Source organism: Curtobacterium sp. P97 (assembly GCF_023712445.1).
In the GTDB taxonomy this organism is placed as follows: Bacteria; Actinomycetota; Actinomycetes; order Actinomycetales; family Microbacteriaceae; genus Curtobacterium.
In genome coordinates this window covers 295,679-316,310 of sequence record NZ_JAMAYF010000002.1, presented here as the reverse complement: position 1 = coordinate 316,310, position 20,632 = coordinate 295,679, and the positions used below count along the sequence as shown (strand labels likewise).

14 protein-coding genes and 1 tRNA gene are annotated in these 20,632 nt (G+C 71.0%); 1 reads left to right on the top strand and 14 read right to left on the bottom strand.

Annotated features, from left to right (window positions below; genetic code table 11):
• Positions 1–100 precede the first annotated feature (100 nt).
• From uvrC to polA, 8 genes are all read right to left on the bottom strand, one after another.
• Positions 101–2,269: an excinuclease ABC subunit UvrC gene (gene uvrC, locus M3677_RS03300; protein ID WP_251159778.1), complete on the bottom strand. Its 2,169-nt coding sequence runs from the start codon at positions 2,267–2,269 to the stop codon at positions 101–103.
• Positions 2,270–5,305 carry an excinuclease ABC subunit UvrA gene (gene uvrA / locus M3677_RS03295; RefSeq protein ID WP_245171061.1) on the bottom strand — a complete coding sequence of 1,012 codons (3,036 nt, stop codon included), beginning with the start codon at positions 5,303–5,305 and terminating at the stop codon, positions 2,270–2,272.
• Between the two features lie 49 nt (positions 5,306–5,354).
• Entirely contained in the window at positions 5,355–6,278 is a 924-nt protein-coding gene (locus tag M3677_RS03290; RefSeq protein ID WP_251159777.1) for an SDR family NAD(P)-dependent oxidoreductase, read from the bottom strand.
• On the bottom strand, positions 6,268–8,340 hold the full coding sequence (uvrB, locus tag M3677_RS03285) for an excinuclease ABC subunit UvrB (RefSeq protein ID WP_066658265.1): 2,073 nt from the start codon (positions 8,338–8,340) through the stop codon (positions 6,268–6,270). The genes M3677_RS03290 and uvrB overlap by 11 nt, the downstream gene beginning before the upstream one ends.
• A gap of 96 nt (positions 8,341–8,436) precedes the next feature.
• Positions 8,437–9,039, bottom strand: coding sequence for a dephospho-CoA kinase (gene coaE / locus M3677_RS03280; RefSeq protein ID WP_251159776.1), 603 nt, complete (start codon positions 9,037–9,039; stop codon positions 8,437–8,439).
• 89 nt (positions 9,040–9,128) lie between these two features.
• Positions 9,129–10,604 carry a 30S ribosomal protein S1 gene (gene rpsA, locus M3677_RS03275; protein ID WP_066654468.1) on the bottom strand — a complete coding sequence of 492 codons (1,476 nt, stop codon included), beginning with the start codon at positions 10,602–10,604 and terminating at the stop codon, positions 9,129–9,131.
• Between the two features lie 249 nt (positions 10,605–10,853).
• Entirely contained in the window at positions 10,854–12,533 is a 1,680-nt protein-coding gene (locus M3677_RS03270) for a DUF885 domain-containing protein (RefSeq protein WP_251159775.1), read from the bottom strand.
• A gap of 241 nt (positions 12,534–12,774) precedes the next feature.
• A complete protein-coding gene (polA, locus tag M3677_RS03265; protein ID WP_066654473.1) occupies positions 12,775–15,447 on the bottom strand; it encodes a DNA polymerase I in 2,673 nt (890 codons plus the stop codon).
• A 55-nt stretch (positions 15,448–15,502) separates the two neighbouring features.
• On the opposite strand from polA, the gene M3677_RS03260 reads away from it, so the two are divergent.
• Positions 15,503–15,928, top strand: a complete 426-nt coding sequence (locus tag M3677_RS03260) for a PaaI family thioesterase (protein ID WP_066658268.1) — start codon at positions 15,503–15,505, stop codon at positions 15,926–15,928.
• Between the two features lie 4 nt (positions 15,929–15,932).
• On the opposite strand, the gene M3677_RS03255 is transcribed toward M3677_RS03260, so the two are convergent.
• The 6 genes from M3677_RS03255 to M3677_RS03230 form a co-directional block, all read right to left on the bottom strand.
• Positions 15,933–16,403, bottom strand: a complete 471-nt coding sequence (locus M3677_RS03255) for a GNAT family N-acetyltransferase (RefSeq protein WP_251155018.1) — start codon at positions 16,401–16,403, stop codon at positions 15,933–15,935.
• A 245-nt stretch (positions 16,404–16,648) separates the two neighbouring features.
• Positions 16,649–17,254: an ANTAR domain-containing response regulator gene (locus M3677_RS03250; RefSeq protein WP_022903868.1), complete on the bottom strand. Its 606-nt coding sequence runs from the start codon at positions 17,252–17,254 to the stop codon at positions 16,649–16,651.
• A gap of 285 nt (positions 17,255–17,539) precedes the next feature.
• Positions 17,540–17,620 (bottom strand) — tRNA-Leu (locus M3677_RS03245).
• 41 nt (positions 17,621–17,661) lie between these two features.
• Entirely contained in the window at positions 17,662–18,219 is a 558-nt protein-coding gene (locus M3677_RS03240; protein ID WP_066654478.1) for an MOSC domain-containing protein, read from the bottom strand.
• The gene (locus M3677_RS03235; protein ID WP_251159774.1) at positions 18,216–19,811 is read right to left on the bottom strand and encodes a HAMP domain-containing sensor histidine kinase; all 1,596 of its coding nucleotides are present in this window, start codon (positions 19,809–19,811) and stop codon (positions 18,216–18,218) included. Before M3677_RS03235 ends, M3677_RS03240 begins: the two co-directional genes overlap by 4 nt.
• Positions 19,808–20,491: a response regulator transcription factor gene (locus M3677_RS03230; RefSeq protein WP_235426333.1), complete on the bottom strand. Its 684-nt coding sequence runs from the start codon at positions 20,489–20,491 to the stop codon at positions 19,808–19,810. The genes M3677_RS03235 and M3677_RS03230 overlap by 4 nt, the downstream gene beginning before the upstream one ends.
• Between the last annotated feature and the right edge of the window lie 141 nt (positions 20,492–20,632).

Here is a 20,632-nt window from a genome sequence, read left to right as displayed (position 1 = left end):
GGGCTCCGTCGTGGCGGCCCGGGCCACGGCCCGGGGAGGTCTCGGCTTCGGGTCTCGGCTGCGCGTCCAGGCTACCGTCCCGCGCTCGGAGCGGGGCCGGTCACCGTGGACGCGACGGGCCGTCGGCGGAGACGTCCGGGACGCGGACGGGGCCGACCGGCCTGGAGGCGCGGCTCGGCTCCTCCGCGGCGGCTGCGGGCGCGTCCGGGTCCGTCGTCCGCTCCGGACCGGGGGTGCTGGCTGCGCGCCCGGCAGGGTCGGCGTCGCTCGCCTCCGGCACGCTTCCTCCGGGCGGGCCCGCGTCCTGGGCGCTCGCACCGGACGGGCCCGCCTCGGGGGCGCTCGCTCCGGGCGGGCTCCCCTCCGGCGCGCTGCGGGGCGTCTGCGCGAGCTTCGTGACGACCGCCGCCGCGGTGGCCGGCCCGACGCCGTTCACCTCGGCGATCTGCTCCGCCGTCGCCTCACGCAGGCGCGCGACCGACCCGAAGTGCTTCAGCAGGGCGTTCACCCGGGTCGGGCCGAGCCCGGGGATCTCCGACAGCTGCGACCGGACGTCGCGCTTCCGGCGGGTCCGCTGGTGCGTGATCGCGAACCGGTGCGCCTCGTCACGGATCCGCTGGATCAGGAAGAGCGCCTCGGAGTTGCGCGGCATGATCACCGGGAAGTCGTCGTCGGGCAACCACAGTTCCTCGAGGCGCTTCGCGATGCCCACCAGGGCGATGTCGTGCACGCCGGCCTCGTCCATCGCCCGCTTGGCCGCCTGGACCTGGGGCTGGCCGCCGTCGACGATGAGCAGCTGCGGACGGTACGCGAACCGCTTCGTCGGCTTCGTGCCCTCGACGACGTCCTCGCTCGTGGCGTCCGGGACGTCCGGCACCGCGGCGTCCTCGTCGAGGCGCGCCAGCCGTCGCGACAGCACCTGGTACATGCTGTCGGTGTCGTCGGTCGTCTCGGCGATCGTGTAGCGGCGGTACTGGTCCTTGCGCGGGAGCCCGTCCTCGAACACCACCATCGACGCCACCACGTTCGTGCCCTGCAGGTGGGAGATGTCGTAGCACTCCATCCGCAGGGGGGCCTCGGTCATGCCCAGGGCGTCCTGGATGTCGGCGAGGGCAGCCGACCGGGTCGTGTAGTCCGCGCTGCGCTTCGTCTTGTAGAGCATGAGCGCCTGCGCGGCGTTCTGGGCGGCCGTGCGCGCGAGGCCCGCCCGGTCGCCCCGCTGGGCCGTGCTGAGCTTCGTGCCGCGCCTGCCGCGCCGCTCGCTGAGCCACTGCTGCAGGGCCTCGGCGTCCTCGGGGAGTTCCGGCACGACGACCTCGCGCGGGACGTCGTCGCTCGTCGCGTACTGGCCCTGGACGATCTGTTCGACCAGGTCACCGGTGCTGATGTCGAGCTCCTTGTCGACCACCCACCCCCGGACACCGCGGATGCGCCCGCCGCGCACGGAGAACAGCTGCACGGCGGCGGCGAGCTCGTCCTCGGCCACACCGAACAGGTCGAGGTCGACCGAGTCACGGAGGACCACCGCCGACTTCTCGAGCACCGCTTCGAGGGCACCGACCTGGTCGCGGTACCGCGCCGCCTGCTCGTAGTCCATGGCGTCGGCGGCCGCGGCCATGCGCTGCCGCAGGGTCGTGATCACCCTGCGGTCGTAGCTGCCCATGAACCGGACGAACTCCTCGACGATCGCCCGGTGCTCGGCGATGGTGACCTTCTGCGAGCAGGGTCCACCGCACTTGCCGATCTGGCCCGGGAAGCACGGCTTGCCCGTCTGCATCGCCTTCTTGTAGGACGAGTCCGAGCAGGTGCGGATCGGGAACACCTTGATCATCAGGTCGATGGTGTCGTGCACCGCCCAGATCTTCGGGTAGGGCCCGAAGTACTTCGCGCCCTTGATCTTCCGGTTCCGCGTCACCATCACCCGCGGCGACTCCTCGCCCAGGGTGATCGCCATGTACGGGTACGACTTGTCGTCCCGGAACTTGACGTTGAACGGCGGGTCGAACTCCTTGATCCAGGTGTACTCGAGCTGCAGTGCCTCGATCTCGGAGCCGACGGTGGTCCACTCGACGCTCCGGGCCGTGAGCACCATGCGTCGGGTGCGCTCGTGGAGGGTCGGCAGCGGTGCGAAGTAGTTGCTCAGGCGGGCGCGGAGGTTCTTCGCCTTGCCGACGTAGAGCACCCGACCGGCCTCGTCACGCCACCGGTAGACGCCTGGGTCGGTCGGGATCTCCCCCGCCTTCGGCCGCCAGGAGACGGTGTCCGCCACCTACCGAGCACCCGCCTTCTGCTTGCTCTGCTGCCCGCCCTGGTGCTTCTGGGTGGCCTGACGCGCACCGACCGCCTGCTCCTTGCCGACACGGGCGTCCTGCGCATCGAAGATCTCGCGCAGGAACACACCGGTGTGGCTCTCGGGGACGTCGGCCACGTGTTCCGGGGTGCCGACGGCCAGTACCGTACCGCCACCGGCGCCGCCCTCGGGTCCCATGTCGACCAGCCAGTCGGCGGACTTGATCACGTCGAGGTTGTGCTCGATCGTGATCACGGTGTTGCCCTTGTCGACCAGGCTCTGCAGCACGAGCAGCAGCTTCCGGACGTCCTCGAAGTGCAGGCCGGTCGTCGGCTCGTCGAGCACGTAGACCGTGCGGCCGTTCGAGCGGCGCTGGAGTTCCGTCGCGAGCTTGACGCGCTGGGCCTCGCCACCGGAGAGGGTCGTCGCGCTCTGCCCGAGGCGCACGTAGCCCAGGCCCACGTCGACGAGCGTCGCCATGTAGCGGTGGATCGCCGAGATCGGCTCGAAGAACTCGGCCGCCTCGCTGATCGGCATGTCGAGGACCTCGGAGATGTCCTTGCCCTTGTAGTGCACCTGCAGCGTCTCGCGGTTGTACCGCGCACCGCCGCAGACCTCGCACGCCACGTAGACGTCGGGCAGGAAGTTCATCTCGATCTTGATCGTGCCGTCACCCGAGCAGTTCTCGCAGCGGCCGCCCTTGACGTTGAAGCTGAAGCGACCGGGCTGGTAGCCGCGCGCCTTCGCCTCGGGCGTCTCGGCGAAGAGCTGCCGGATGCGGTCGAACACGCCGGTGTAGGTCGCCGGGTTGGACCGCGGGGTGCGGCCGATCGGCGCCTGGTCGACGTGCACGACCTTGTCGAGCTGGTCGAGGCCCTTCACGCGGGTGTGCTTGCCGGCGATGTGCCGCGCGCCGTTGAGCTGGTTCGCGAGCACCTTGTACAGGATGTCGTTGACCAGGGTCGACTTGCCGGAGCCGCTGACGCCGGTCACCGCGGTGAAGACACCGAGCGGGAAGTCGACGTCGACCTGCTTGAGGTTGTTCGCCCGGGCGCCCTGCACGCTGATGACGCGCTTCGGGTTGATCTTCCGTCGCTCGGCGGGCACCTCGATCGCGCGCCGACCTGCCAGGTAGTCACCGGTCACCGACTCGCGGTTCGCGATGATGCCCTCGTAGGAGCCGGAGTGCACGACCTTGCCGCCGTTCACGCCCGCGCCCGGTCCGATGTCGACGACCCAGTCCGCCGTGCGGATGGTGTCCTCGTCGTGCTCGACGACGATGAGGGTGTTGCCGAGGTCCTTGAGCTTGACGAGCGTGTCGATGAGCCGACGGTTGTCGCGCTGGTGCAGGCCGATGCTCGGCTCGTCGAGCACGTAGAGCACACCCGTCAGGCCCGATCCGATCTGCGTCGCGAGCCGGATGCGCTGTGCCTCGCCGCCGGAGAGCCCGCCGGCTCCGCGTGCGAGGGTCAGGTAGTTCAGGCCGACCTCGAGCAGGAACTCGAGCCGCGCGCGGATCTCGCGGAGGACCGCGGCCGCGATGTGCGCCTCACGCTCGGTGAGCGTCAGCTCCTCCATGAAGCCGTACGCCTGGTCGAGCGACATGTCGGTCACGTCGGCGATGCTGCGACCGTCGACCGTCACGGCGAGGACCTCGGGCTTCAGGCGCGTGCCGTCGCAGACCGGGCAGGGGACCTCGCGCAGGTAGCCCTGGAAGCGCTGCCGCTGCGAGTCCGACTCGGCCTCGGCGAACTTGCGCTCGATGTAGGGCATGACGCCCTCGAACCCGCTCGTGTACCGCATCTCGCGGCCGAAACGGTTCTTCCACGACACGGAGACCTGGAAGTCCTTGCCGGTCAGGATCGCGGCCTGCACCGACGGGTCGAGCTGGTTCCACGGGGTGTCGAGGCCGAACCCGAGGTCCTTGCCGAGACCCGCGAGGAGCTTCTCGAAGTACGAGTACAGCCCGCTCGTGCCCGTCCAGGGCAGCAGGACGCCGTCTCGCAGCGAGGCCTCGGGGTCGCCGAGCACCAGGTCGGGGTCGACCGACATGCGGGTACCGAGGCCCGAGCACTCGGGGCAGGCACCGAACGGTGCGTTGAACGAGAAGGTCCGCGGCTCGATCTCGGTGAGCGCGAGCGGGTGGTTGTTCGGGCAGGACAGGTTCTCGGAGTAGGTCCGGACCGCGCCGGGCCCCTCGTGGTCGACGAGGTCGATCGCCACGGTGCCGTTCGTCAGCCGCAGGGCGGTCTCGAGCGAGTCGGTGAGGCGGCCGAGGATGTCGTCGCTCGCCACGAGACGGTCGACGATCACCGAGATGTCGTGCTTGACCTGCTTCTTGAGCTTGGGCGGGTCGCTCAGCTGGATGCGCTCACCGTCGACGATCGCACGGGCGTACCCCGAGGCCGCGAGCTCCTGGAAGAGGTCGACGAACTCGCCCTTCTTCTTGGAGACGACCGGCGCGAGGACCTGGAAGCGCGTGCCGGTCTCGAACTCCATGAGCTGGTCCGCGATCTGCTGCACGCTCTGCTTGCTGATCACCTCGCCGCAGACGGGGCAGTGCGGGACACCGATGCGCGCCCAGAGCAGACGCATGTAGTCGTAGACCTCGGTGATGGTGCCCACGGTCGACCGCGGGTTCCGGTTCGTCGACTTCTGGTCGATCGAGACCGCCGGCGACAGGCCCTCGATGAAGTCGACGTCGGGCCGGTCCACCTGGCCGAGGAACTGCCGGGCGTAGGCCGACAGCGACTCCACGTAGCGCCGTTGGCCCTCGGCGAAGATCGTGTCGAACGCGAGCGAGGACTTGCCCGACCCGGACAGCCCGGTGAACACGACGAGCGAGTCCCGAGGGATCTCGAGGTCGACGTCGCGGAGGTTGTGCACGCGAGCGCCCCGGACGCTGAGCGTCGAGGTGCTGTGCGGCGCCGTCCCGCCGGGGATGTGGAGGTCTGCAGGCTCGCCGAAGGCGTTCCGGCCCGGGGTCGCGGTTCCGCGGTCAGAGGTGATGGTCATCGCAGACGATTCTACGAAGCAGGACCGACATCCGTCCGGGCGTGGCGGTCTAGCCGAGTGCGTCGAGAGCGAACGCGACGCCGGTCGCCTGTTCGCTCGCCGTCCAGAGGCGCGCAGCGACGGTGCGGTCGTGGGCACGCGGGCGCGCCGGGACGAGCGCCGGACGACCGGCGAACTGGAGCGGACCGGCCGGCCCCCAGTACTCCCCCGAGCGCACGGCCTCACCGACGGCGGCGTGCACGAGTGGCCACGCCCCGGCGTCCTTGCCCTGCGCCACCCAGCCCGAGCCCGCCCGCATCCACGCCGGTTCCGACCGCGTCGGCGCGACGTCCGGTCGGGGCGGCGCGGCGGCGTCGAGCGCGAGCCCTGGGTGCGCGACGACGCTGCGCACCCGCGAGCCGGCGTCACCCAACCGCTGCGCGAGCTCGAAGCCGAACAGCATCACCGCGAGCTTGCTCCTGGCGTACTGGCGGTGGCCCTCGTAGCGGCCGACCGCGAGCGGATCCGTCCGGTCGAGCGTCGTGAGGCGGTGCGCGATGGAGCCGAGGTGCACCACACGCCCGGCGTCCTGGTCGAGGGCCGGCAGCGCCAGCGCCGTCCAGGCGAAGTGTCCGAGGTGGTTCGTGCCGACCTGCAGTTCGAAGCCCTGCGCGGTGCGCTGCGGGCGAGCCGATCCGACCACGCCGGCGTTGTTGAGCAGGGCGTGCACGGGGCCGAGCTCCCGGAGCCGCACGGCCGCGGCACGCACGCTGTCGAGGTCGGCCAGGTCGAGGTGCAGGTGCACGAGCGCTGCGTCGTCGACGTGCTTCCGGATGCTCCGCTCGGCAGCGGCGGCACGCTCGGGGTTCCGCGTGGCGAGCACGACCCGGTGGCCCTGTGCCGCGAGCTGCTCGGCTGCGTGGTAGCCCAGGCCGGCGCTGGCACCCGTGACGACGACCGTCCGCCGCGCGGTCCCGGAGGTGTCAGCGGACATGCCCGGCGGACTCCATCTGTCGCAGCGCCTTCTTCAGGTCCTGCACCTCGTCGCGGAGCCGTGCCGCCAGCTCGAACTTCAGCTCGGCCGCGGCCTGCAGCATCTGGTCGTTGAGGTCGGCGATCGTCGCCTCGAGCTGGGTCGCGCCCTCTCCCGCGATGCCCTCGCGACGCAGGTTCGGCGTGGGCGACCGGCGGCCGTCGGAACCCGGGCGACCCTCGAGCAGCGCCTTGGTGTCGTCGCTCTCGCGCTGCAGCACCTCGGTGATGTCGGCGATCTTCTTGCGGAGGGGCTGCGGGTCGATGCCGTGCTCGAGGTTGTAGGCGACCTGCTTCTCGCGGCGCCGATCGGTCTCGTCGATCGCCTGGCGCATGGAGTCGGTGATCTTGTCGGCGTACATGAGCACCTGGCCCGACACGTTGCGGGCGGCACGGCCGATCGTCTGGATGAGCGACGTCGACGACCGCAGGAACCCTTCCTTGTCGGCGTCGAGGATCGCCACGAGGGACACCTCGGGCAGGTCGAGGCCCTCGCGCAGCAGGTTGATGCCGACGAGCACGTCGTACACGCCCTGGCGCAGCTCCGTCAGCAGTTCGACACGCTTCAGGGTGTCGACGTCGGAGTGCAGGTACCGCACGCGGACGCCGGCGTTGCCGAGGAAGTCCGTGAGTTCCTCGGCCATCCGCTTGGTCAGGGTCGTGACGAGCACGCGCTCGTCACGCTCGACGCGCAGCTTGATCTCCTCGAGCAGGTCGTCGATCTGGCCGTCGCTCGGCTTCACGACGATCTCGGGGTCGACCAGACCCGTCGGACGGATGATCTGCTCGACGACGCTGTCGGTGACGCCGAGTTCGTACTTGCCCGGGGTCGCCGACAGGTAGACCTTCTGCCCGACGCGCTCGAGGAACTCCTCCCACGTCAACGGTCGGTTGTCGAGCGCGCTCGGCAGACGGAAGCCGTGCTCGACGAGCGTGCGCTTGCGGGAGGCGTCACCCTCGTACATCGCACCGATCTGCGGCACGGTCACGTGCGACTCGTCGATCACGATGAGGAAGTCGTCCGGGAAGTAGTCGATGAGGCAGTGCGGCGCCTCGCCCGCATCGCGCCCGTCCATGTGGCGCGAGTAGTTCTCGATGCCGGAGCAGAAGCCGATCTGCTCCATCATCTCGATGTCGAAGGTCGTGCGCATGCGGAGCCGCTGGGCCTCGAGCAGCTTGCCCTGGCCCTCGAGCTCGGCGAGTCGGTCGGCCAGCTCGTCCTTGATCCGCTCGATCGCCCGGTGCATGACGTCGGTGTCGGCGACGTAGTGCGACGCCGGGAAGATCGAGACACCGGGCAGGTCCGCGATGACGTTGCCGGTCAGCGGGTGCAGCGAGGTGAGCGCCTCGATCTCGTCACCGAACATCTCGATGCGGATCGCGTGCTCTTCGTACATCGGGATGATCTCGATGGTGTCGCCGCGGACGCGGAAGGTGCCGCGGGCGAAGTCGACGTCGTTGCGCTGGTACTGCATGCCGACGAACTTGCGCACGAGCTGGTCGCGGGAGATCGTCTGGCCGACGTGGAGCGCGATCGACGCGTTCATGTACTGCTCCGGCGTACCGAGGCCGTAGATGCAGGACACGGTCGACACCACCACGACGTCGCGCCGGCTGAGCAGCGAGTTCGTCGTCGAGTGCCGGAGCCGCTCGACCTCCGCGTTGACCGACGAGTCCTTCTCGATGAAGGTGTCCGTCTGCGGGACGTACGCCTCGGGCTGGTAGTAGTCGTAGTACGAGACGAAGTACTCGACCGCGTTGTTCGGCAGGAGCCCGCGGAACTCGTTCGCCAGCTGCGCGGCCAGGGTCTTGTTGTGCGCGAGCACGAGCGTCGGCCGCTGGACCTGCTCGATCAGCCAGGCGGTGGTCGCCGACTTGCCGGTACCGGTCGCGCCGAGCAGCACGACGTCGGTCTCACCCGCGTTGATCCGACCGGCGAGCTCGGCGATCGCCGCCGGCTGGTCACCGCTCGGCGAGTACTCGCTGATCACCTCGAAGGGACGGATCGCCCGGGTGGGCTGGATCGACACTGCCATGGGGACAACGGTAGTCGCGCCCCCTGACACCCGACGGCCCTGATCGCCCACAGCTGAGCGGGTACCAGGGCCTGCTGGGCCCGTTCAGGACGCGATGCGGTCCCACACCGCGTCGGCGGACCGCAGGGTGTCCTCGAGCGATCCGGTCGCGTCGACGACGTGGTCGGCGAGGGCGAGCCGCTCGGCGTCCGACGCCTGGGCCGCCACACGTCGCGCGGCCTCGTCACGCGGCATGCCCCGGTGCTCGACGAGTCGTCCGACCCGCTGCGCCGCAGGGGCGTCCACGACGACGACCGCGTCGAACCGGATCGGCCGACTCCCCCGGGCCTCGGCGAGGAGCGGGACGTCGTAGACGACGACGGCTTCCGGATCAGCGGCCTCGGCAGCGTCGAACGCTCCCCGTGCGAGCCGCCACACCTCCGGGTGGGTGATCCCCTCGAGGTCCTTCCGCGCCGAGGCGTCGGAGAAGACGATGCTGCCCAGGGCGGCCCGGTCGAGCGCGCCGTCGGGGGCGAGCACGCCCGTCCCGAACCGTTCCACGACACGGGCGAGCCCGGGGCTGCCCGGAGCGACCGCCTGCCGCGCGAGCCGGTCGGCGTCGACGACGACCGCCCCGTGCTCCGCCCAGCGACGGGAGACGGTGGACTTGCCCGCGGCGATGCCGCCTGTCAGACCGATGATGCGCACCGGTCCAGGCTACCGAGGACGTCGTGGAACGCCGGAAGCCCGGCACCCCCTCAGGGGTACCGGGCTTCCGGGACGTGCGACCCGCTCGATCAGTTGTTCGAGCTGAGCTTCTCGCGGAGCGCCGCGAGCGAGGCGTCGTCGGCCAGGGTGCCCTGACCGTTCGACTCGCTCGAGAAGGTCGACGAGGACGAGGACGAGCTCGAGGCCGAGGCGGGGAGGTCGAAGCCACCCTTCTCCTCGTCCGCGATGGTCTTCGCGACCTGCGCCTTGTGGGCCTCCCAGCGCGACTGGGCGGCCGCGTACTGGCCCTCCCACTCGGTGCGCTGGGTGTCGTAGCCCTCGAGCCACTCGTTGGTCTCCGGGTCGAAGCCCTCGGGGTACTTGTAGTTGCCCTGGTCGTCGTACTCGGTCGGCATGCCGTAGAGCGCCGGGTCGAACTCGGTGCCCTCCGGGTCCACGCCCTCGTTCGCCTGCTTGAGGCTGAGCGAGATGCGGCGACGGTCGAGGTCGATGTCGATGATCTTGACGAAGACCTCGTCACCGACGGAGACGACCTGCTCGGCGAGCTCGACGTGCTTGTTCGAGAGCTCCGAGATGTGGACGAGACCCTCGATGCCGTCGGCGACGCGGACGAAGGCACCGAACGGCACGAGCTTCGTGACCTTGCCCGGTGCGATCTGACCGATCGCGTGGGTGCGGGCGAAGACCTGCCACGGGTCCTCCTGCGTGGCCTTGAGCGAGAGCGACACGCGCTCGCGGTCCAGGTCCACCTCGAGGATCTCGACGGTGACTTCCTGACCGACCTCGACGACCTCGCTGGCGTGCTCGATGTGCTTCCAGGAGAGCTCGGAGACGTGGACGAGACCGTCGACGCCGCCCAGGTCCACGAACGCACCGAAGTTGACGATCGACGACACGATGCCCTTGCGGACCTGGCCCTTGTGGAGGTTGTTGAGGAAGGTGGTGCGCGACTCGGACTGCGTCTGCTCGAGCAGGGCGCGGCGCGAGAGGACCACGTTGTTGCGGTTCTTGTCGAGCTCCAGGATCTTCGCCTCGAGCTCCTGACCCAGGTACGGGGTCAGGTCGCGGACGCGACGCAGCTCGATGAGCGAGGCCGGGAGGAAGCCACGGAGGCCGATGTCGACGATGAGACCGCCCTTGACGACCTCGATGACCGTGCCGGTCACGACGCCGTCGGACTCCTTGATCTTCTCGACGTCGCCCCACGCACGCTCGTACTGCGCACGCTTCTTCGACAGGATGAGGCGGCCTTCCTTGTCCTCCTTCTGGAGGACCAGGGCCTCGACCTCGTCGCCGACCTCGACGACCTCGTTGGGGTCGACGTCGTGCTTGATCGAGAGCTCGCGCGAGGGGATGACACCCTCGGTCTTGTAGCCGACGTCGAGGAGGACCTCGTCGCGGTCGATCTTCACGACGGTTCCGGAGATCAGATCGCCGTCGTTGAAGAACTTGAGGGTCTTCTCGACCTCGGCCAGGAAGTCATCAGCCGAGCCGATGTCGTTGATGGCGACCTGCTTGGGAGCCTTGGTCGTGGTGGTTGTCATGTAGAGATTGCTCCGAACGGACATGAGTCGGGCCGTGACGGCGAGGGAGCGACCCCCTGGTCCGCACCGAACGTCGGTGCGAGCCGTCATGGCAGTGGTTGGTTGGCGCGGATTGCGCCGATTGAGTCTAGCCGCAGGGCCGCGGGCCCCACAACCGGGCGTGTCGCGTGTCGCGGGGTGACCGGAGGACGGACGGGAGGCACGCGGCGACCCCGCCACGCGCCTCCCGTCCGTCGACCCGTCACGCCGTCAGTCGAGCAGCGCGCTCCGGAGCGTGTCCAGGCCGACCCCGCCGAGTGCGAGCGCCCGGTGGTGGAAGGCCTTCAGGTCGAACGCAGCGCCCTCGCGTGCGGCGAGCTCGTCGCGGATCGACTCCCAGACGCGCTGCCCGACCTTGTAGGACGGCGCCTGCCCCGGCCACCCGAAGTACCGGGCGACCTCGAACTGCACGAACTCCGGCGCCATGTTGACGTTCCGGCCCATGAAGTCGAGCGCGTACTCCCACGTCCAGCCACCGCCGTCGGGGTTGGTCTTCTGCAGGTGCACACCGATGTCGAGCACCACGCGGGCCGCCCGCATCCGCTGGCCGTCGAGCATGCCGAGGCGGTCCCCGTCGTCGTCGAGGAACCCGAGCTGCTCCATGAGCCGCTCGGCGTAGAGGGCCCAGCCCTCGACGTGCCCGGACGGTCCGGCCAGCTGCCGACGCCACGTGTTGAGCTCCCCGCGGTTGTAGACCGCCTGGCTGATCTGCAGGTGGTGACCGGGCACGCCCTCGTGGTAGACCGTCGTCTTCTCTCGCCACGTGCCGAACTCCGTGACGCCCTGCGGCACCGACCACCACATCCGCCCCGCACGCGAGAAGTCGTCGGAGGGGCCGGTGTAGTAGATCCCGCCCTCCTGCGTCGGGGCGATCCGGCACTCCAGGCGCTTGATCGGGTCGGCGATGTCGAAGTACTCCCCGTCCATCGCGCGGATCGACGCGTCACTGGTCTCCTGCATCCACCGCTGCAGGGCGTCGGTGCCGTGCAGGATGCGGGCGGGGTCGGCGTCGAGGACCTCGATCGCGCGCGCCACCGAGGCGCCGGACTCGATGCGGTCCGCGATGCGCTCCTGCTCGTCGCGCATCCGGGCGAGCTCCTCGATGCCCCACTCGTACGTCTCGTCGAGGTCGACGACGGCACCCAGGAAGCGTCGGGAGTGCAGCTCGTAGTCCTCGCGACCGACCGCGTCGACCGGGGTCGCCAGGGGCAGCAGCTCGTGCTCGAGGAAGCCGCCGAACGACCGGTACGCGGCCGCCGCGACCTCGGCGCCGCGCACCAGCTCGCCGCGGAGCGACTCGGGCAGCGGTGCGCCGCCCTCGAGCGCGGCGCCGTCGACGAGCTGGCGGAAGAACCCGTCCTCGGCACCGTTGCGCGCGGCCTGCTCGGCGATGAGTGCGACCTGGCGCGCGGCGGGCGTGACCTGCTCGCGCGTGCCCTGCAGCAGGGTCTCGCGGTAGCCCTCCAGGGCGTCCGGCAGCGCGTGCAGGCGCCCCGCGACGTCCTGCCAGTCGGCGGTGGTCGCGGTCGGCATCAGGTCGAGGACGTCGCGGAACTCCTGCGCGGGGCTCGCGATCACGTTGAGGTCCCGCAGGTGCAGCTTCCGCTCGTGCGACTCCACGACCAGGTCGAGCTCCGCTCCGAGGTCGGTCTTCGTCACCCGGTCGACGTCGTCCGTCGACTCGGCGGCGTCGAGGGCCCGGCGCGCGGAACGTGCGGCGTCGGCGAGGGCGTCGGCGCCGGCGGGCGAGGTGTCGCCGTAGCCGTCGGTGCGCCCGGGGACCCCGATGTACGTGGCGACGGTCGGGTCGAGGTCGACGAGGGTGGACACCCAGTCCTCGGCGACGCGGTCGACGGCGGACGGCTGGCGGACGGGTCGGTCTTCGCTCATGCCCCGACCCTACCGAGCGCCTCGGCAGGCGGAGCTGCGGACGGCGGGACGGGGGCGTCGACACGAGACGCCCTCCGGTGAGCGAGACGCCGCCGGATCTGGCGGCGTCTCGACGCAACCGCGGCGTCTCGACGCGACCGCGGCGCGCGAGCTGTCTGGACGACGGACGGGAGGCACGGTGCCAGCCGGCACCGCGCCTCCCGTCCGTGACGTGGCCGCGTCGCAACGCGACCCGCGCGCGTCAGTGCGCCGCGGACTCCCAGTTCGGACCGACGCCGACCGACACGTCGAGCGGGACGCTCAGCTCGGCAGCCGCGCCCATCCGGGTGCGCAGGATCTCCTCGACGCGCTCCTGCTCGCCGGGAGCGACCTCGAGGATGAGCTCGTCGTGCACCTGGAGCAGCAGGTGCGACTCGAGCGATCCCTCGCGGAGGTCCTCGTCGACGCCGAGCATCGCGATCTTCATGATGTCGGCGGCCGACCCCTGGATCGGCGCGTTCAGCGCGGCGCGCTCGGCGTTCTCGCGGAGGACGCGGTTCGGGCTCTTCAGGTCCGGGAACGGACGCCGGCGACCGAAGATCGTCTCGGTGTAGCCGTCCTCACGGGCCTGCTCGACGACGCCCCGGAGGTAGTCGCGCACCGCACCGAAGCGGGCGAAGTACTCGTTCATGAGCGTGCGCGCCTCGGACTGCTCGATGCGGAGCTGCTTCGACAGGCCGAACGGGCTGAGGCCGTAGGCCAGGCCGTACGACATCGCCTTCACCTTCGTGCGCATCTCGGGCGTGACGTCCGCCGGCTCGACCGAGAACACCCGGGCACCGACGAAGCGGTGCAGGTCCTCGCCCTCGTTGAACGCCTGGATGAGCCCCGGGTCGCCGGACAGGTGCGCCATGATGCGCATCTCGATCTGCGAGTAGTCGGCGGTCACGAGCGTCGTGTACGGCTCGGCGACCGCGAAGGCCGACCGGATGCGGCGACCCACGGCGGTCTTGACCGGGATGTTCTGCAGGTTGGGGTCCGTCGACGAGACCCGGCCGGTGCTCGTGCCGGTCTGCTCGTAGCGGGTGTGGATGCGTCCGTCGACGACCGCGGCGTCGAGCGTGTCGACGATCTGCCGGAGCTTCGTGGCGTCGCGGTGCTGCAGCAGCAGTCCGAGGAACGGGTGCGGGTGCTGCTCCTGCAGGTCGGCCAGGCTCGCCGCGTCGGTCGAGAAGCCGGTCTTCGTCTTGCGGGTCTTCGGCATCGCGAGCTCGGTGAACAGGACCTCCTGCAGCTGCTTCGGCGAGCCGAGGTTCACCTCGTGGCCGATCTCGGCGAAGGCCTGCTGCGCGAGCTCGGCGGCGCGCTCCCCCAGGTCGTGCGACAGCCCGGTCAGGACCGGGCGGTCGATACCGACACCGATGGTCTCCATGCCCGCCAGCACCGGGACGAGCGGCAGCTCGATCGTGTCGAGCACCCGCAGCGAGGACTCGTCGACGCGGGAGCGCAGCGCGGTGTCGACCCGCAGGACGTACCAGGCGTGCACGCCGACGTTGACCGGTTCGCTCTCGGGGACGAGCTGGTTCGGGTCGGCGGTCGGCAGCTCCTCGCCGAGTTCCTGGTACACGAGGTCGGCGAGGGGCTGCCCCTGCTTGCCCGGCTGCGCGAGCCACCCGGTGATGCGGGCGTCCCCGGCGATGCCCCGCACCGTGATGCCGACCGTGCCGAGCGCCTTGATGGCGGCCTTGGCGTCGTGGAAGTGCTTCGGGGCGTCGGAGGCGAACCACGCGGCGAGCTGCTCGTAGTCCTTCGCGCCGCTGCCGCCGGGCACCAGGACGGCGTCGTCGTGGGTCGCGATGCCGATCGCGCTGAGCCGGCCGTCGATGACCTCGACCGCGACGCCGAACCCGTTCTCGGCGTCGTTCGCACCCTTGCGCTCGAGCCAGTACCCGAGCTCTTCGTCGATGACCGTGGTGACCTTCGGCGGGGTCGGCGCGCCGCTGTCGACCGAGCCGGGAGCATCGCTCGCCTCGCTCGGCTCACCGGTACCGGCGACCTTGAAGACCCGGTCGAGCAGCGTGCGGAACTGCAGCTTGGCGAAGAGGTCGCGGACGGCCTGCTCGTCCAGCGGGCGGAGGGCGACGTCGGCCGGTCCGACGGGCAGCTCGACGTCGTTCACGAGCCGGTTCAGCCTGCGGTTCCGGATCGCCCGGTCCTTCTGCTCGCGGAGGTTGTTCCCGACGACGCCCTTGATCTCGTCGGCGTGCTCGAGGACACCGTCGAGGGAGCCGTACGCGGTCACCCACTTGACCGCGGTCTTCTCGCCGACCTTGTCGATGCCGATCAGGTTGTCGCTGGTCTCCCCCACGAGCGCCGCGATGTCCGGGTACTGGTGCGGCTCGATGCCGTACCGCTCGTACACCTTGTCGCGGTCGTAGCGCGTGAGCTCGGAGACGCCGCGGACCGACGGGTACAGCAGCGTGACGTCGTCGTTGACGAGCTGGATCGAGTCGCGGTCACCCGAGACCACGTACACCTGGTACCCCTGCTCGGCACCCTGTCGCGCGAAGGTGGCGAGGATGTCGTCGGCCTCGTAGTCCTCCTTCGTCACCGTCGTGATGCCCATCGCCTCGAGCGCCTGCTGCAGGAGCGGGATCTGGCCCTTGAACTCGGGCGGGGTCTCCGAGCGGGTGCCCTTGTAGTCCTCGTACTCGCGGGTGCGGAAGGAGAAGCGGGAGATGTCGAACGCGACCGCCAGGTGGGTCGGCTTCTCGCGCTGCAGGAGCATGAGCAGCATCGAGATGAAGCCGTGGATGGCGTTCGTGTGCTGCCCCTCGCGGTTCACGAAGCTGTCGACCGGCAGTGCGTAGAAGGCCCGGAAGGCGAGCGAGTGGCCGTCGATGACCATGAGGGTAGGCTTTGCGGAGTCCGACACCCGGACAGCCTACCGACGCCATCCGACACGGGAGTCCGCGAGCGTGACCGACGACGTGACCCACGAACCGACCGCCTCCGGAGCCGTCGACGAGCGACTCTCCGACCGCGGCACGGGCGAGCTCGCCACGAAGATGGGCATGGAGATCACCGAGCTGAGCGCGGAGCGTGCCGTCGGGTCGATCCCCGTCGAGGGCAACCGCCAGCCGGTCGGGCTGCTGCACGGCGGAGCGTACGTCGTGCTCGCCGAGAGCCTCGGGTCGATGGCTGCGAACGTGCACGCCGGGCCCGGCCGCTACGCGGTCGGCATCGAGCTCAGTGCGTCGCACTCCCGCAGTGCGACGAGCGGCCGGGTCACGGGGACCTGCACGGCGATCCACCTCGGCGGCACGCTCACCACGCACGAGATCGTGCTCACCGACGACGAGGGCCGACGCTGCTCCACCGTGCGGATCACGAACATGATCCGCGAGCGGCGCTAGCGGTTCAGTCCTCGGGCGGTCGCTGCAGCAGCAGGCGGGCATCGCCGAACCCGAGCCGACGGTAGAGCGTCTCACCGGCGACGCTGGAGTGCACCGCGGTGCGCTCCGCGCCGAGTTCGTCGGCGATGTCGAGCAGGGCCGTGACCAGGCGTCCGGCGACGCCCCCGCCGCGCAGGTCGGGGTGCACGTAGACGGTCTGCAACTCGGCGGTCACGCGTCCGCGCGGCCGGTGCGGCGCCGGCGGCCGCGGGTGCACGGCGAGCCACGCCATCCCCAGCACCTCCCCGACGCGCTCCGCGACCACGCACCGGTGCGAGTCGGCGTGCTCGGCGGCGAAGGCCGACATTGCCTCGCGGTACTCGTCGGGCGTCACCGTGGGCACGGCGCCGTCTTCCTCGACGCTCCACCGCCAACGCAGGTCGGCCACCGTCGGCATGTCCTCCGGCCGGGAGGCACGGATCACCACGTCGTCCATGCCCCCACCCTGCCACGTGGCGCGGCTGCGGCGGGGCCGACCCGCGCCTCCCGTCCGGCGCTCTGCCGCGGCCCTGCCGCTGCACGCGGTCTCCGACACGGAACGCGTCGTTCGACAGGTGCGGTGTCGCACGATGCGCGCGCACCCGGTGCAGGCGCATCCTCCGACGTTGCACGTGACGATCGACCGGCGCGATGTCGGCCCGTACCCGTGCACCGACGTCCGCGTGAGCGAGCGGGTGCTCGTTACTTCTTGGCGCTGAGCTGCTCGATGATCGCCTTCGCGACGTCGTGCATCGTCAGACGACGATCCATCGACGCCTTCTGGATCCAGCGGAACGCCTCGGGCTCGGTGAGGCCCATCTTCTCGTTGAGCAGGCCCTTGGCGCGGTCGACGAGCTTGCGGGTCTCGAACCGCTCGACGAGGTCGGCGACCTCGGCCTCGAGCGTGATGATCTGCTGGTGACGCGAGAGGGCGATCTCGATCGCGGGGAGCAGGTCGTTCGGGGTGAAGGGCTTCACGACGTAGGCCAGGGCACCGGCTTCGGTCGCGCGCTCGACGAGGTCCTTCTGGCTGAACGCCGTGAGGAGGACCACCGGAGCGATGTGGTTCTTGGAGAGCTTCTCGGCAGCGGAGATGCCGTCGAGCTGGGGCATCTTGACGTCCATGACGACGAGGTCCGGGCGCAGGTCGGTCGCGAGCTGGACGGCGGTCTCACCGTCGCCGGCTTCCCCGACCACGTCGAACCCGTTGTCGCGGAGGATCTCGACGATGTCGAGACGGATGAGCGACTCGTCCTCGGCGACGACGACGCGACGCGGTGCTGCGGGGGTTGCTTCTGTGTCACTCACGACCGAGAGCCTACTAGACGGAGCGCGTGGCTTCCGTCAGCTGTGGATGCGCGGTTCGACGAACTTCTGTACGAGTGGCGGGACGCTCGGTGCGCCCAGCCCCGCACGCCGTGAGCGACCTTGTACGAGTGGCGGGACGCTCGGTGCGCCCAGCCCCGCACGCCGTGAGCGACCTTGTACGAGTGGCGGGACGCTCGGTGCGCCCAGCCCCGCACGCCGTGAGCGACCTCGTACGAGTGGCGGGACGCTCGGTGCGCCCAGCCCCGCACGCCGTGAGCGACCTTGTACGAGTGGCGGGACTCGAACCCGCACGCCGTGAGGCAGAGCATTTTGAGTGCCCCGTGTCTACCGTTCCACCACACTCGCGAGGGCTCCAGGCTAGCAGGGCCCGGCCCCGCCCCCGGTCCTCACACCGGGGCGAGCGGTTGCAGCGCTCCCTCGGGCAGCTCGACCCGGACGGCGTCGCCCGCGCGGACGATGCCCCCCGTCACGACGACGCCCATCACGCCGCCCTTGCGCTCCACGGTGCCGTCCTCCGCTCGGCCGAGGACCGCGCGCAGCAGCCCCGGGTCGAAGTCGTTGATCTGCTGGCACGGGTTCCGGAGCCCGGTCACGCGCACACAGGCCGCGTCACCGAGGTGGAGCAGGGCCCCGGTCGGCAGTCCGAGCAGGTCGACGCCGCGGGTCGTGACGTTCTCCCCCATGTCCCCCGGCACGACGGTGTGCCCGGAGGCGGCGACCTCGTCGAACACCTCGGCGTGGAGCAGGTGGACCTGCCGCAGGTTCGGCTGTGACGGGTCCCTGGCGACGCGGGAGCGGTGCTGCACGGTCGTCCCGGCGTGCGCGTCGCCGTCGACGCCCCACCCCGCGACGAGGGTGATCTCCTCGACGACGGGCTTGCTGAAGCGGTGCTCGGCGTCGCGGCTCACCGCGACGATCCGTCCGTTCTCCTGATGAGCGCTCACGTCCCCATCGTGGCAGACACCGGGGCCGGAGCGACACCCCGGTCGGCGCCCGACCCGGGGTCGACGGCGCGGGTCGCGCGGGGCAGGCGGAGCACGAACCGCGCGCCGCCGAGCGTCCCGTCGTCGTCGTGGACGAGCGTGCCACCGTGGGCGACCGCGATGCCGCGGGCGATCGGCAGGCCGAGTCCGGCACCACCCGACCGGACGTCCCGCGACTCCCCCAGTCGGACGAGCCGGTCGAACACGCGCTCCCGGTCACCGACGGGGATGCCGGGCCCGTCGTCCTCGACCACGAGCGTCGCCTCGTCGGCGTCCGTGCCGAGGGTCAGCCGCACCGTCCCCGTCCCGCCCGTGGCCCGCGCCGCGTTGTCGACGAGGTTGCCGAGCACCTGCGCGAGTCGGTCGGCGTCGACCTCGACCGGGACGGGCTCGGTCGGGAGTCCGGGGTGCAGGGTGATCCCCGGCAGCCGGAGCTCGAGTCGGTCGACCTCGGCGCGCAGCCACGGGACGAGGTCGGTCGGCCGCCGGTCGAGCGCGATCCCCCGGTCGAGTCGCGCCATCGTGAGCATGTCGTCGACGAGGCGCGCCGCGCGGTCGGCCTGGCGGACGACGTGCACCGCGAGCACCTCGGTCGTCGCCGGGTCGTCACCACCGCTCCGGACCAGCGTGTCCGCCGCCGCGCGGACGCCGGCGACGGGCGTGCGGAGCTCGTGTGCGGCGTCCGACAGGAAGCCCCGGACCCGTTCCTCAGCGGCCACGGCCTGCGCTTCGGCGCCCTCGACGGCGTCGAGCATCTCGTCGAACGCGGCGGCGACGCGGCCGATCTCGGTGTCCGTCCTGGCAGGGCGCAACCGCCGACCACGGTCACCGTCGGCGATCGAACGGGCCGTCGCGGTGACCTCGTCGAGCGGACGCAGCGCGCGACGCACGACCAGGACCACTCCGACCACGGCGACACCCAGGAACACCGCGGACGCACCGCCCATCACCCAGCCGAGCTGCGTCAGGGTCTCCTGCACGTCGCGGGTGCCGGCGGTCAGCGTGATGCGTGTGCCGTCGTCGAGGACGGACCGGAGTGTGAGCACGCCGTCGTCCTCACTGGCACGCGACGACACCACCGTCACACCGGAGGACGCCGATGCACCGGACGACGCCGACGCACCCGACGACGCCGTCGCACCGGACGACGCCGGTGCACCGGCGTCGGCAGCCCCGGTCGAGCCGCTGGAGGACGACCGGTCGCGAGGCGCCGGACCCGGGAGCTGCCCGGGGTCGGGCGGTCCGGCGCGCAGCTGGTCGGGTGTCGGCCCTGCCTCGACCGCGGCGCCGTCGGGCTGCACGATCCGCACCGAGAGGCCCTGCGCCGACAAGCGGTCGGCGAGGTCGTCCGCGTCGAGCACCCCCACGAGTGCGGCAGCGGCGGCAGCCCGGTCCCGCAGTCGGTCCTCGACCTGTGCACGCAGTCGCGCGCCGAGCACCGCCTCGACCGCGACGACGAGCCCGGCCAGCAGCACCGCGAGCAGCACGAGCACCGCGACCACGGTCCGCAGTCGCAGCGAGGACGTGCGCAGCCGTCGGTCGACCGCGGTCACGCCGCGCCCCGGTCGACGGAGAGCCGGTACCCGAGCCCGCGGACCGTGTGCACGAGCCGGGGACCGTGCACCTCCATCTTGCGGCGGAGTGCGCTGAGGTGGACCTCGACCAGGTTCGGCGCGATGTCCTCGTAGCCCCACACCTGCGTCGTGATCTGCCCCTTGGAGACGGTCCGGCCACGGCTCTCGGCGAGGAACCGCAGCAGCCGGAACTCGGTGGCCGTCAGGTCGAGCAGGACGCCGGCGCGTCGCACGGTCGCGCCCTCCGGGTCGAGCACGAGGTCGCCGACCTCGATCACCGACGGGACCCGACCGCGGCGGCGGAGCACGGCCGTGACGCGAGCCACGAGCTCGGCCATCGCGAACGGCTTCACCACGTAGTCGTCGGCCCCCTCGGCGAAGCCGCGCAGCCGGTCGTCGAGCTCGTCGCGGGCGGTCATCATCACGACGGCGGCGTCCGACCGCGTCCGGATCCGTGCCGCGAGCAGGATGCCGCTCGGTCCGGGCAGCATCCAGTCCAGCAGGACGAGGTCGGGAGCGGCGCGGTCGAGGTCCTCGGCGATCGCCCGGCCGTCGGTGGCCTCGGTCACGACGAACCCCTCGGCGCGCAGGGTCGCGGCCACGGCGGTGCGGAGGGAGTCGTCGTCCTCGACCACCAGGACACGTGCGGGTGCGTTCACGGCGGACACGGTAGGTGGGCACTGCCCGCAAGCAGCATGGAGGACGCTGGACGAAGCCTGTGCTTCAGTCCTGCTTCAGGTTCGAGCTCGACCGTCGTCCTCGTCGCCGGACCGCCCCGGTCCGCCGACACCGACACGGAA

What these genes read in the sequence shown, in the direction of transcription:
- M3677_RS03270 (WP_251159775.1), bottom strand. Translation starts at nt 12,533, where the DNA reads ATGAGCGAAGACCGACCCGTCCGCCAGCCGTCCGCCGTCGACCGCGTC.
- uvrA (WP_245171061.1), bottom strand. Translation starts at nt 5,305, where the DNA reads ATGACCATCACCTCTGACCGCGGAACCGCGACCCCGGGCCGGAACGCC.
- rpsA (WP_066654468.1), bottom strand. Translation starts at nt 10,604, where the DNA reads ATGACAACCACCACGACCAAGGCTCCCAAGCAGGTCGCCATCAACGAC.
- M3677_RS03290 (WP_251159777.1), bottom strand. Translation starts at nt 6,278, where the DNA reads ATGTCCGCTGACACCTCCGGGACCGCGCGGCGGACGGTCGTCGTCACG.
- M3677_RS03255 (WP_251155018.1), bottom strand. Translation starts at nt 16,403, where the DNA reads ATGGACGACGTGGTGATCCGTGCCTCCCGGCCGGAGGACATGCCGACG.